At 67.6% G+C, this 13,795-nt stretch carries 6 protein-coding genes; 4 read left to right on the forward strand and 2 right to left on the reverse strand.

The window, feature by feature from the left end:
• Positions 1 to 29: 29 nt before the first annotated feature.
• Positions 30 to 1,046 carry a TIGR03617 family F420-dependent LLM class oxidoreductase gene (locus A5645_RS01090; protein ID WP_065128199.1) on the reverse strand — a complete coding sequence of 339 codons (1,017 nt, stop codon included), beginning with the start codon at positions 1,044 to 1,046 and terminating at the stop codon, positions 30 to 32.
• A 63-nt stretch (positions 1,047 to 1,109) separates the two neighbouring features.
• Here A5645_RS01090 and A5645_RS01095 point away from each other — a divergent pair, with 63 nt between their 5' ends.
• Both A5645_RS01095 and ngg read left to right on the forward strand, forming a co-directional pair.
• Positions 1,110 to 2,915 (forward strand): N-acetylglutaminylglutamine amidotransferase, encoded by a 1,806-nt coding sequence (locus A5645_RS01095; RefSeq protein WP_065128194.1) that lies wholly within the window; start codon positions 1,110 to 1,112, stop codon positions 2,913 to 2,915.
• Positions 2,912 to 4,732 (forward strand): N-acetylglutaminylglutamine synthetase, encoded by a 1,821-nt coding sequence (gene ngg, locus A5645_RS01100; protein WP_065036326.1) that lies wholly within the window; start codon positions 2,912 to 2,914, stop codon positions 4,730 to 4,732. The genes A5645_RS01095 and ngg overlap by 4 nt, the downstream gene beginning before the upstream one ends.
• Here ngg and A5645_RS26745 read toward each other — a convergent pair.
• Positions 4,650 to 5,123: a DUF6632 domain-containing protein gene (locus A5645_RS26745; protein WP_065036325.1), complete on the reverse strand. Its 474-nt coding sequence runs from the start codon at positions 5,121 to 5,123 to the stop codon at positions 4,650 to 4,652. The two genes, ngg and A5645_RS26745, sit on opposite strands and share 83 nt — an antisense overlap.
• Positions 5,124 to 5,594: 471 nt before the next feature.
• On the opposite strand from A5645_RS26745, the gene A5645_RS01105 reads away from it, so the two are divergent.
• Positions 5,595 to 5,819 (forward strand): MbtH family protein, encoded by a 225-nt coding sequence (locus A5645_RS01105; RefSeq protein ID WP_065128195.1) that lies wholly within the window; start codon positions 5,595 to 5,597, stop codon positions 5,817 to 5,819.
• Positions 5,820 to 5,860: 41 nt separating this feature from the next.
• Positions 5,861 to 13,795 (forward strand): non-ribosomal peptide synthetase (locus A5645_RS01110; RefSeq protein ID WP_253866823.1); only part of this gene is annotated, 7,935 nt, incomplete at its 3' end.

Consider the following 13,795-nt stretch of genomic DNA (forward strand, 5'->3'; position numbering starts at 1 on the left):
ACAGGCATTTGCCCTCAGCGTATAGCCGTTCAGCCGGCCGATATGCGTCGCGCGATCTCGCCGTACCGTTCGAAACGCTCCGAATCGCCCAGCGCGTTGTACAGCACCAGCCGAGTGGCGGTGTCCGCGTACTTGTCGGCCAGCGCGTCCGCCAGGCCGTCCCAGGTCGATTCGGTGGCGAAGGCGGCGATGTGGTCGTCGCTGATCTGGGCGGCCATCCCCGCGAAGTCGCCCGCCTTCTGCCGTTCGCGGAGGCGGGCGGTGGTGCCCTCGAATCCGGCCTCGTCCAGGATGAACGCGTAATTGGGTGTGCTCGCGTAGAAGCTGAGGCTGGAGCGCACCAGCTCCCGCTCACTGTGGCGCTCTTCGTCGGTGTCGCCGACGATCGTCATAACCGGCACGATGACCGCGACGTCGGACGCCAAGCGGCCCGACCTCTCGGCCCCGGCGGCGAGGTTCGGGACGACGTGACGTGCCAGATACCCGGGTTCGCCGAGGGGATGCACGTGGACCCCGTCCGCGACTTCGCCGGCCATGCGCAACATCCACGGGTTGACCGCCGCAACGTCAACCTTCGGGTCGGGCGCTTCGATCGGCCCGGCGCTCCACTGCGGCGTGATGAAGTCCAGTTGATAGAACTCGCCGTGATGGTCGAGTTTGCCCGTCCGGAACGCGGTGAAGCAGGCCTTCACGGCGCGCACGTAGTCCCGCAGCCGCGGACCGGGACGCTCGAACGCCATCCCGTAGCGACGCACGACGTGGGTGCGCACCTGCGTGCCGAGGCCCAGCCGGAAGTTGCCGTTGCTCGCCTCCTGCAGCTCCCACGCGGTGGCGGCGGTCACGAACGGACTGCGCGGGAAGGCGACCGCCACGCCGGTGGACAGGGCCAGGCCCGGTGCCGCGGTGGCGGCGACGGCCGCGTTGAGGTCGGCGGTACGCCCGGTTTCGGTGAACAGCAGACCGGAGAACCCGGCGGCCTGCGCACGTTTGGCGACATCGCCGATCCGCGTCAAGGGCTGAGGGACGGTCATCAGGTCTACCTGCACGTTCGAACGGTACATCTCGCCCACCGCGCGCATCTCTGCGGCGACCCCCGTATCGTCGAAATTGTGTGTGGAGCCGCTGGTGAAGTGCGACTTGATGGCCAGGTGCCCGATGTGGCAGCAGTGGCAGCGATGGCTGCCGTGCTGTCGCCCCGGGGACCCGACGGGGCGGGTTCCTGGTCCCAGGGCCGGGTAGCGCTGGGACATCGCCGCCTTAGCATCATCGACCTGTCCGAGGCGGGTGCTCAGCCCATGGTGGACGCCGAGCTGGGCCTGACGATTGCCTGGAACGGGTGCATCTACAACTACAAGGAGCTGCGATCCGAGCTTGAGGGACACGGCTACCGGTTCTTCTCGCACAGCGACAGCGAGGTGCTGCTGAAGGCCTATCACCGGTGGGGCGACGACTTCGTCAGCCACCTGATGGGCATGTTCGCTTTCGCCATCGCCGAGCGGGACACCGGCCGGGTGCTGCTGGGCCGCGACCGGCTGGGTATCAAGCCGCTGTACCTGGCGGAGGACGACCACCGGATCCGGTTCGCGTCCTCGCTGCCGGCGTTGCTGGCCGGTGGCGGCGTGGACACCCGGATCGACAAGGTCGCGCTGCACCACTACATGACGTTCCACTCGGTGGTGCCGGCTCCGCTAACCATCTTGCGGGGCGTCCGCAAAATTCCGCCGGCGTCGCTGCTCGCGATCGAACCCGACGGTCGGCGCAACAGCACCACCTACTGGACGCCTGACTTCACTCGGCGCGCCGACCGCTCCGACTGGACGGAAACCGACTGGGAAGACGCGGTGCTGGAGTCCTTGCGCACCGCCGTGAAGCGGCGCCTGGTCGCCGATGTGCCGGTCGGCTGCCTGCTGTCCGGGGGCGTGGACTCCAGCCTGATCGTCGGCCTGCTCGCCGAGGCCGGCCAGCACGGCCTGTCCACGTTCTCCATCGGCTTCGAGTCGGCGGGCGGCGTCGAGGGCGACGAGTTCAAGTGGTCTGACATCGTGGCCGAGCGTTTCGACACCAATCACCACCAGATCCGGATCGGAACCGAGCGGATGCTGCCGGCGCTCGCGGGCGCGATCGGCGCGATGAGCGAGCCGATGGTCAGTCACGACTGTGTGGCGTTCTACCTGCTCAGTCAGGAAGTCGCGCGGCACGTGAAGGTCGTCCAGTCCGGTCAGGGTGCCGACGAGGTGTTTGCCGGTTACCACTGGTACCCGCCGATGGGCGGCCCGGCCGCCGGCAACCTCGAGGGCGCCGTGGCGACGTACCGCAAGGCCTTCTTCGACCGCGACGCGGCGGGCGTGCGCGCGTTGCTGACGCCGGAGATGGTCGCGGCCGATGATCCCAGCGAGCGATTTGTGGCCGAACATTTCGCCAGGGCGCATGCCGATAGCGGCATCGACCGGGCGCTGCGGCTCGACACCACGGTGATGCTGGTCGACGATCCGGTGAAGCGAGTGGACAACATGACCATGGCCTGGGGTTTGGAAGGGCGGGTACCGTTCCTCGACCACGAGTTGGTCGAGCTGGCGGCGACCTGCCCGCCGGAGCTGAAGATTGCCCACGACGGCAAGGGCGTCCTGAAACAGGCTGCCCGCCGGGTCATCCCGTCCGCGGTGATCGATCGCCCCAAGGGCTACTTCCCGGTCCCTGCCCTGACCCACCTCGAAGGCCCCTATCTCGACATGGTCCGCGACGCCCTCTACGCACCGGTCGCCAAGGAACGCGGCCTGTTTCGCGCCGACGCGGTCGAGGCGCTGCTGGCCGATCCGAACCGGAGGTTGACCCCGCTGCGCGGCAACGAGCTCTGGCAGATCGCGCTACTCGAGATGTGGCTGCAGCAGCACGGCGTCACGGGTGCCGCGGCATGAGCACCAACGATCCCGCCCCGCAACACGACGAACACGACGAACACGAGGAACACACCGAAGCCATCACGCTGGCTCTGCACGACGCGTCGCCGCCGGACCTGGTGGCCGCCATGAAAAAGAATGTCACGCTCGAATTGGGTTGGGGCCGAATCATTTTCGGGCAGACCTTCGCCGACTCCGACACGCTGGCCGAGGTGTTGCGGCAAGAGGCGGTCGGGCGGCGCGACATCTGCATCTACGCCCGCGAATCCCACGTCGTGGTCGCCGGGGCCTCGGCCGAGCTTTTCATCGATCCCAGCCACACCTATCGCCTCCGCTTCACCGGCACCGAGGATGAGGCGGTACCGTCGCCGCCCGCCGCCACGGTGCGCACGCTGCGTGACGAGAGCGAGGCCGACGCGATGAATCGCGTCTATGTCCGCTGCGGAATGGTGCCGGCGCCGGTCGAGACGATCTGGCACAACCATCAGCATGTGGAAGCGCTGACGTACCTGGTTGCGGTGCGGGACGACGACGGGGCGGTGGTGGGCACGGTCACCGGCATCGACCACGAGATCCTGTTCTCCGATCCGGAAGAGGGGTCCAGCTTGTGGAGCCTGGCGGTGGACCCGGCGGCCGGGTTGCCCGGGCTGGGTGAAGCGCTGACCCGCGCGCTGGCCGACCACTTCCGCCGCAAGGGCCGCGCCTACATGGATCTGTCCGTCGCGCACGACAATGCCGCAGCCATCGGCCTTTACGAGAAGCTGGGTTTCCGCCGTGTCCCGGTGCTGGCGATCAAGCGCAAGAACGCGATCAACGAGCCGCTGTTCACCCCGCCGCCGGAGACGATCGACGACCTCAACCCCTACGCCCGGATCATCGCCGATGAGGCCCTGCGCCGCGGTATCTGGGTGGAGGTGCTCGACGCCGAGACCGGCGAGATACGCCTTTCCCACGGCGGGCGCAGCGTGATCACCCGGGAGTCGCTGTCGGAGTTCACCTCCGCGGTCGCCATGTGCCGCTGCGACGACAAGCGCCTGACGAGACGACTCGTCGCCGATGTCGGCATCAACGTGGCCCGCGCCCGGTTGGCCACCTTCGACGACGCCGACTACGAATTCCTGACCGAGGTGGGTGAGGTCGTCGTCAAACCCACCCGAGGAGAGCAGGGCAAGGGCATCACCGTCGGGGTCACCGCCGAGAACGGCCCCGGCGAACTGGCGGCCGCCCTGGCGCGGGCCCGGGAACAACACCCCGAGGTCCTGATCGAGCAGCGAATGAAGGGCGACGACCTGCGCCTGGTGGTGATCGACGGCCGGGTCGTCGCCGCGGCGTTGCGGATGCCGCCGGAAGTCATCGGCACCGGAGAGCACAGCATCCGGGACCTGATCGCGTCCGAGAGCCGGCGCCGTTCAGCGGCCACCGGAGGCGAGTCGCGGATACCGATCGACGAGATCACCGAGGCGACCGTCGCCGAATCGGGTTGGGGTCTGGACGATGTGCTGCCACAGGGAACCAGGCTGCGCGTCCGGCACACCGCCAATCTGCATCAGGGTGGGACGATCCACGATGTCACCGCACAGGTGAACCCGGAGCTGTGCCGGGTTGCGGTGGCAGCCGCCGAGGCCATCGGCATCCCGGTTACCGGCATCGATCTACTCGTGCCCGATGTCACCGGCACCGAGTATGTGTTCATCGAAGCCAACGAGCGGCCGGGGCTGGCCAATCACGAACCACAGCCCACGGCAGCGGCTTTCATCGATTACCTGTTCCCCGGTCGCCCGGGGCAACCGCCGGCCTGGACTCCGGAGGAGTCGGTGAATTCCGATTCCCACTGAGACCGGAAGCCTGGACCAGTGCCGCCAGGACGGCGGACACCAGTAGCAGCGCCGCGACGTCACCCCACAGGTGCCCCATCTGGTGGTCGCCGTGGAACGATTCGACCGCCATGATCACCGCGTGCACCAGGCTGGACCAAACCGCGAACCAGATCAGGCTCAGATGGTTCGCCGGGTGCCGCGCGGCGTTGATCAGAAATACCCCGAGCGTGGCGTACACGCCGACGATCATCATGAAGTAGTCCGAGTGGTGGGGCGGCCCGGGGTGCCAGGCCCAGCCCGACGGCCAGATCACCGCAAGCGGGTAGACGAGCAGCATCACCGCACCGAACAGTACGAGTGCCAGTTGCAGAAGTTTGTAGGGTTTGGCGGACGCGGCGGTAGTGGACATGGTGCACTCCTCATTTGTGCTGATAGCCGGGATTATCCGCGCAATTGGCGGCATTTTTGAGTATCGAATTTTAAGGCGGTCCGGCGCCGCCGGACTTCGCTACGCGGCGGAACCGAAACTCCGAAGGGATCAAGCGCTTTCGCGGTCTGGTCAGGCCGCCGGTCGTGCGGACGCAAGAATTTCGCAAACACTTCGCGAGCAAGTCGCAAGTTCCGGCACGCAGCCTGGGTATATCGCCCGGCCACCCGCCGGGCGGACGGAATGGGGAGGTCGACGCGCAACACCGGGACATGAACGTCTGCCGTGAGATTCGCTGATCGGGTACGCGTTCCGAACTATTCGGGGGCTTGGGTTGGTGCCGAATTGCAGGTCACCGATGCTATGTTGACGACGCCGGTCCGTGATCGCATGACGGTTCCGCGCTCGCTGGTCTTGCGCTTGACCCATCTAGCTGGGTGGTTAGGAGTACGAGTGAGTAACAATCCGTTCGATGACGACAACGGGCGCTTCTTCGTGTTGATCAACGACGAGGAGCAGCACAGCCTTTGGCCGACATTCGCCGACATTCCGGCCGGTTGGCGGGTGGTTTACGGCGAGGCGGATCGGGTGGCCTGCCTGGAATACGTTGAGCAGAACTGGACTGATATCCGGCCCAGGAGCCTGCGGGACAGGTTGGCACAGGGTACGGGCGCCTGAGTTCTCGGCCGTCCGGGGGTTTTGGCGGCAATATGACAACGCTGCGAGGCGAACCCGATACCGGGGCATCGCCGGAACCAGAGGACGCGAACAGCCGTACCGGCTCCATCGAGAAGGTCCTGGCGGACATCTTCGCCCAGGTGCTCGGTGTCGAGTCACACCGGTTGGTCGGCGTCGACGACTCCTTCTTCGACCTGGGCGGGGATTCCCTGTCGGCGATGCGGGTGATCGTGGCGGTCAACGCCACCTTGGGTGCCGATCTGCGGGTGGGCGCCCTGTTCGACGCGCCGACCGTCGCGCAACTGGCCTCGCGCATCGCGGGGGATTCAGGTCGGCTCAGGCCGTTGCGTGCGGTGCCACGACCGGGGGTGGTGCCGCTGTCGTTCGCGCAGAGCCGGCTGTGGTTCATCGACCAACTCCAGGGGGCATCACCGGTCTACAACCGTGCGGTGGCGCTGCGGTTACAGGGGCGGCTCGACACCGAAGCCTTGGCAGCGGCGGTGAAAGATGTGGTGGGACGCCACGAAAGCCTGCGCACCGTGTTCTCGGCCGTCGACGGTGTGCCCCGCCAGGTGGTGATTCCGCAGGCAAGGGCCGACCTCGGCTGGCGGGTGATCGACGCAACGGGATCCTCGGCGGAGAACCTCAAGGCGGCCATCGAGGAGACGGCACGCGGCTGCTTCGATCTGGCGACCGAAATCCCTTTTCGTGCAAACCTTTTCAAGGTCAGCGAGGAAGAGCACGTATTGGTCGTCGTCGTCCACCATATTGCCGGGGACGGCTGGTCGATCGGCGTGCTGGCCAGTGATGTCATCGTCGCCTTCACCAGCCGGTGTGCGGGGCAGCCTCCGGACTGGACCGACTTACCGGTGCAATACATCGATTACACGCTGTGGCAGCGGGAAAACCTCGGCGATCTGACCGATCAGAGCAGCCCGCTGGCCGCTCAGGTGCGGTACTGGGAGACCGCGCTCGCGGCGATGCCGCAACGCGTGGAGTTGCCGACCGATCGCCCGTACCCGGCGGTTGCCGACCATCACGGCGACCAGATCGTCGTCGAGTGGCCCGCGGACGTGCAGCGGCGCATCCGTGACCTCGGCCGCGCCCACAACGCGACCAGCTTCATGGTGGTGCAGGCAGCCCTCGCCCTGCTGCTGTCCCGGCTGAGCGCCAGTCCCGATGTGGCGGTGGGCTTCCCGATCGCCGGTCGTAGTGACGCCGCGCTCGACGCGCTGGTGGGCTTCTTCGTCAACACCCTGGTGCTGCGGGTCGACCTGTCCGGTGATCCGACCTTCGTCGAGCTGCTCGCCCAGGTGCGGTCCCGGAGCCTGGCCGCCTACGAGCACCAGGACGTGCCCTTCGAGGTGCTCGTCGACCGGCTCAACCCACCCCGTTCGCGCACCCATCATCCGCTGATCCAGGTAATGCTGAACTGGCAGAACAACGACCCGACCACCGGCCTGGTCGCGGGGGACCTGCAGATCACGCCCATACCGGTCGACACCCACACCGCCCGCATGGATTTGGCGCTCTCCTTGGTGGAGCGCGTCACGGACACCGGTGAGTTGGCCGGCATCGGTGGGCGGGTGGAGTTTCGCACCGACGTGTTCGACGCGACCACCATCGAGACACTGGTCGCGCGGCTTGCGACGGTGCTGACCGCCGCCACCGCAGATCCGGGCCGGCGGCTCTCGTCGATCGATCTACTCGACGCCGCCGAGCATGAGCGGCTCGCGCGGTGGGGCAACCGGGCCGCGCTGACCAGCCCAGCACCCGCGGCGGAATCGGTTCCCGCGGTGTGGGCCACCCAGGTGTCCCATACCCCTGCGGCGGTGGCAGTCGCCTGCGATGGCCGCTCATGGACCTACCTCGAGATCGAAGAGGCCGCGAATCGTCTGTCGCACTTGCTCGCCCGTTCCGGGGCCGGTCCCGGAACGTGTGTGGCCCTGTTAATGGAGCGTTCGGCGCAGGCCGTCGTCGCCATCCTGGCCATCCTGAAGACGGGTGCGGCCTACTTGCCCCTTGATCCGGGTCTGCCCGAGGCGCGGGTGCAATTCATGATCGGGGACGCAGCGCCGATCGCCGCGGTCACCGGTCCGGGTCTGGCCGGTCGCCTGGCCGCACACGAGCTGACGGTGATCGACGCCGAAGACACGCGCGTGGATGCATGCCCGAAGACGTCCTTGCCGGTGCCGTCCGCCGACGAGATCGCCTACGTCATCTACACCTCCGGCACCACCGGGGTGCCCAAAGGCGTTGCCATTTGCCATCGCAACCTCACCCAGCTGATCATGTCGCTGGATGCCGGGCTGCCCCCTGCAGCCGACCAGGTGTGGTCGCACTGGCATTCGTACGTCTTCGACTTCTCGGTGTGGGAAATCTGGGGAGCCCTGCTACGCGGCGGCAGGCTGGTCGTCGTACCCGAATCGGCGGCGTCCTCGCCGCCGGCGTTCGCGGACCTCCTGGTATCCGAGGGTGTCAATGTGCTGACGCAGACACCTTCTGCGGTCGGACTTTTGGCGCCCGAGCAGCTGGAATCGGTTGCGGTACTGATGGGCGGTGAACCCTGTCCGGCCGAGGTGGTGGATCGCTGGGCACCGGGCCGGGTACTGGTCAACGCCTACGGACCGACCGAAACGACGATCTACGTCGCTTTGAGCGCGCCCCTGACCGCCGGGGCGGGGGCGGTGCCGATCGGGTCGCCGGTCCACGGGGCGGCGCTATTCGTCTTGGACGAGTGGCTGCGTCCGGTACCGCCCGGGGTGGTGGGCGAACTCTACGTGGCCGGTGCTGGGGTCGGATACGGGTATCTACGCCGAGCCGGATTGACCGCGTCGCGGTTCGTGGCCTGTCCGTTCGGCGGCTCAGGGGCACCGGGCCGGCGGATGTACCGCACCGGGGATCTGGTGTGCTGGCGTCCCGACGGACAGCTACAGTACGTCGGCCGGGCCGACGAACAGGTCAAAATCCGGGGCTACCGCATCGAATTGGGGGAGGTGCAGGCAGCGCTGGGTGCCCTGGACGGGGTCAAGCAGGCGGTCGTGGTCGCCCGTGAGGACCGCCCCGGCGACAAGCGCCTGGTCGGTTACGTCACCCCGACGGTTCCCGGTGCCGTCGCACCCGCCAAGGCGCGCGCCGAACTCGCCGAACGCCTGCCCTCTTATTTAGTGCCCGCCGTCGTCGTGGTGGATGCGTTACCACTGACGGTCAACGGCAAGCTCGACACCGACGCACTCCCGGCACCGCAGTACCAGGACGGCGAAAACTACCGCGCCCCGGCTACTCCCACCGAAGAGATCATCGCCGGCATCTATGCGCACGTGCTGGGCCTGCCACGGGTCGGGGTCGATGAGTCGTTCTTCGACCTGGGCGGGGATTCGCTGATGGCCATGCGGGTCACCGCCGCGATCAACGCCGCCCTGGGTGCAGCGGTCACGGTCCGTACGTTGTTCGACGCTCCGGCGATCACCCAGTTAGTGCCTCGGATCGCGGCGGGCGGGCGACGCCCGCTGCCGCTGACCGCCGCCGAGCGGCCCGCGGTGTTACCGCTGTCGTTCGCCCAGAACCGATTGTGGATCATCGATCAATTCCAGGGCCCCACACCGCTTTACAACATGGCGGTGGCTCTGCGGTTGAGCGGAGACCTCGACACCGGCGCACTTCGTGCGGCGCTGACCGACGTGATAGCCCGGCACGAAAGCCTTCGCACCGTGTTCCCCGCGGTCGACGGGGTACCGCAACAGGTTGTGCTTGCCAGCGAGGGCGCCGACTTCGGTTGGCAAATTCTGGACGCCGCCGACTGGCCGGCGGACCGGCAGGAGCAGGCGATCGCCGAGACAGCGCGGCGCAGCTTCGACCTGGTAACCGAAATTCCCTTGCGAGCAACACTTTTTCGGACCGGCGATCGCGAGCATATGCTCGCGATCGTGGTGCACCACATCGCCGGAGACGGCTGGTCGGTGGGTGTGCTGGCCGCGGACCTCGGGGCGGCGTATGTCAGCCGATGCGCGGGAAGAGCCCCGGACTGGGCCGAACCGGCCTTGCAATACGCCGATTACACGCTGTGGCAGCGGGCCAGCCTCGGTGATCCGGACGACCACAGCGGGCCCCTGGCGACCCAACTGGAGTATTGGCAGGACGCGCTGGCCACGCTTGCGCCACATCTGGACCTGCCCACCGACCGTCCTTATCCCTTGGTTGCCGACCATCGCGGCGACAAGATCGTGGTGGACTACCCGGCGGACTTGCAGCAGCGGATACACACGGTTGCCCACGCCCACGGCGTGACCAGTTTCATGCTGGTGCAGGCCGCGCTGGCGTTGCTGCTATCGCGTCTCGCCGGCACCACCGATGTTCCGATCGGCTTTCCCATCGCCGGTCGTGGTGATCCGGCACTCGATGGCGCGGTCGGGTTCTTTGTCAACACGCTGGTGCTGCGCGTCGACCTCACCGGAGATCCGACCTTCGCCGAATTGCTGAACCGGGTGCGAGCGCGCAGTCTGGCCGCCTACGAAAACCAGGATGTGCCGTTCGAAGTGCTGGTCGAGCGGCTCAATCCGGCCCGCTCGTTGACTCATCACCCGCTGGTGCAGGTAATGCTGGCTTGGCAAAACAACATCCCGCCGAAACTTGCACTGGGTGACCTCGACGTCACCCCGGTTCCCGTCGATACGCACACCGCCCGCATGGATCTGGCCTTCTCGCTGGCGGAGCGTTTCGGCGACGGCGGCGAGCCCGACGGGATCGGCGGGACGGTGGAGTTCCGCACCGACGTCTTCGACGCAGCCGGCATCGAGTCGCTGGTGCGGCGATTGGCGACGGTGCTGGATTCGGTGACGGCTTACCCCAACCGCCGGTTGTCGTCCGTCGACATCCTTGATGCCGACGAGCGTGCTCGGCTGGACCGCTGGGGAAACCGGGCGGTGCTGACCCAACCCGCACCCCCCGCGATATCCATTCCGTCGGCGTGGGCCGCTCAGGTCGCACGCACCCCCACCGCGGTCGCCATGACCTGCGCCGGGCGTTCCTGGACCTACCGCGAACTGGACGAGGCCTCGAACCGGTTGGCGCACAAGCTTTCCGGCCTCAAGGTCGGGCCGTCGGCGCGGGTGGTGTTGATGTTCTCGCGTTGTGCTGAGGCTATCGTGGCGATGACGGCGGTACTGAAGACGGGCGCGGCATACGTTCCGGTCGACCCGGCGTTACCGACGGCCCGGATCGCGTTCATGATCGCCGATGCGGCACCTGCGGTCGCGCTCACCACCGCCCAGTGGGCCCGCCGGCTGGACGGATACGCCCTGCCGGTGATCGACGTCGCCGATCCCGCGATCCTGGCATGTCCCGCGACAGCCCTGCCCGCGCCGAGCGCGAGCGACATCGCCTACCTGATCTACACCTCCGGCACCACCGGTGTTCCCAAGGGCGTGGCCATCACGCACAGCAACGTAACCCGGCTGCTCCGCGTCACGGGTTTCTTCGAAACCCGTACCACCGCAAGACCGTTCGCGGCGACCCAGTGGCATTCTTATTCGTTCGACGTCTCGGTCTGGGAGATCTGGGGCACCTTGCTGTTCGGCGGCCGGCTGGTCGTCGTCCCGGAAGACGTGGCCGGCTCGCCGATCGACTTTCACGCAGTGTTGGTCACCGAACACATCGATGTGTTGACCCAAACACCCTCTGCGGTTGGGGTATTGGCGACCGAAGGACTTGACGCCATGGCGCTGGTGGTGGGCGGGGAAGCCTGTCCGACCGCGGTGGTGGATCGCTGGGCACCCGGCCGGGTGGTGGTCAACGCCTATGGTCCCACCGAGACCACCGTGTACGCCGCGATGAGCGCGCCGCTGACCCCCGACGTAGGTCCGCCCCCGATCGGGTCACCGGTGTCCGGCGCGGCACTGTTCGTGCTCGACGACTGGTTGCGTCCCGTGCCGCCCGGCGTGATGGGTGAGCTCTATGTGGCCGGCCGCGGAGTGGGCATCGGCTACTGGCTGCGGGCACCGTTGACCGCGGCGCGTTTCGTCGCCTGCCCATTCACGCCGGGCCAGCGCATGTATCGCACCGGCGACCTGGTCCGCTGGCGCAGCGACGGACAACTCGACTACCTCGGGCGCGCGGACGAGCAGGTCAAGATTCGCGGGTACCGCATCGAGCTGGCGGAGGTACACGCCGCGCTGGCCGCCGTCCCGGGGGTGACGCAGGCGGCGGTGATCGCCAGGGAAGACCGGCCCGGGGACAAGCGCCTGATCGGTTACGCCACCGGAAGTTTCGACCCGGCCGACGTCCGCAGCGCACTGGCCGAACAGTTGCCGGCCTACATGGTTCCCGCGGCGGTGGTGCAACTCGACATGTTGCCGCTGACGGTCAACGGCAAGCTGAATGCCCAAGCGCTGCCGGCGCCGGAATACCGCCGCCACCACCGGGATCCCGGCAACGCGACCGAGGAGGTCCTGGCCCAGATCTACGCCGACGTGCTCGGGCTCGACCGCGTGGGCGTCGACGAGCCGTTCTTCGAGTTGGGCGGGGACAGCATTCTGGCGATGCAGGTGGTGGCCCGCGCCCGGGCCGCCGGTGTGATCTGCAGGCCACGCGACATTTTCGTCGAACAAACCGTCGCCAAGGTTGCCCAGGCCGCGCATCGCGGTGACGGCGAAGCCGACATCGTCGACGAGGGGTTCGGCGACATATTGCCGACCCCGATCATGTGCTGGCTGCAGCAGCTGGACGGCCCAGTCGACCGGTTCAATCAGACGATGGTGCTGCAGGCACCGGACGGGGCCGACGCGGCCGACGTAGCCGCGATGGTGCAGGCGCTGCTGGATCGGCACGCCATGCTGCGGTTGCAGGCTGGCCCGACGGGAATGACGGTGCCGCAACCGGGTTCGGTGACGGCCCGCGAATGTCTGCACGAGGTCGCCGCATTGAGCGACTGGGTGCTCGCGCAGGCCAGGGCACGTTTGGATCCAGAGCGCGGACGCACCCTGAGCGCGCTGTGGTGCGGTGACACCGGGCAGCTGGCCCTGGTCATCCATCACCTTGCCGTCGACGGGGTGTCCTGGCGAATCCTGCTGAGCGACCTGAACATCGCCTGGAAGCAGCGTCAGAGCGGGCGGGATGTGGAGCTGCCGGCTGGCGGCACATCGTTCCAGCGGTGGGCCGCGCTGCTGCACGCGCACGCGCAGCTGCCCGCCGTCGTCGCCCAGGCCGCCGCGTGGCGGCAGATCCTGGCGGCGCCGGCGGCGTTGCCCGCCGTCCGGCCGGACACCGACACCTTCGCCACCGCCGGCCATTTGGTGGTGCGACTGGACACCGAGCAGACCCGGCAATTGCTGAGCCGAGTGCCGGTCGCCTTCCACGCCGGTGTCCAGGACATCCTGTTGATCGCGTTTGCGTTGGCCTGGAACGAGTTTCTGGATGATGCCGAGGCGGTCGTCATCGACGTCGAGGGCCACGGTCGGCACGAAGAACTGGGCCGGGCGCTCGATCTATCCAGCACCGTGGGCTGGTTCACCACCAAGCACCCGGTGTCGTTGCGTGTCGGTGGGCTGGACTGGGCGCAGGTGGTGGCGGGCGAAACGGCGCTGGGTGCGGTGGTCAAGGCCGCCAAGGAGCAGTTGCGAGCGCTGCCGGATGGTTTGACGTACGGGTTGTTGCGTTATCTGAACACCGATGTCGATCTGGACGGGCCGGACCCGTCGATCGGCTTCAACTACCTGGGCCGGTTGGGTGCGCCCGCACCGGCTACCGGGGCAGGCTGGAGTATCGGACCCCGGCTCGCCGACAGCAACGCGGGCCTGCCAATCACGTTGCCGCACAACGTCGAAGTAAATGCCGCCACCGTCGACACCCCCGCCGGCCCCCAGCTGCACGCCGATTGGATGTGGGCGCCGTCGGTTTTGGACGGTGAGCGGGTTGCGCGGTTGGCGCAGTTGTGGTTTGCGGCGTTGGGTGGGATCTGTGCGCATGTGCGCGGCGGTGGG

Source organism: Mycobacterium asiaticum (assembly GCF_001673635.1).
In the GTDB taxonomy this organism is placed as follows: domain Bacteria; phylum Actinomycetota; class Actinomycetes; order Mycobacteriales; family Mycobacteriaceae; genus Mycobacterium; species Mycobacterium asiaticum_C.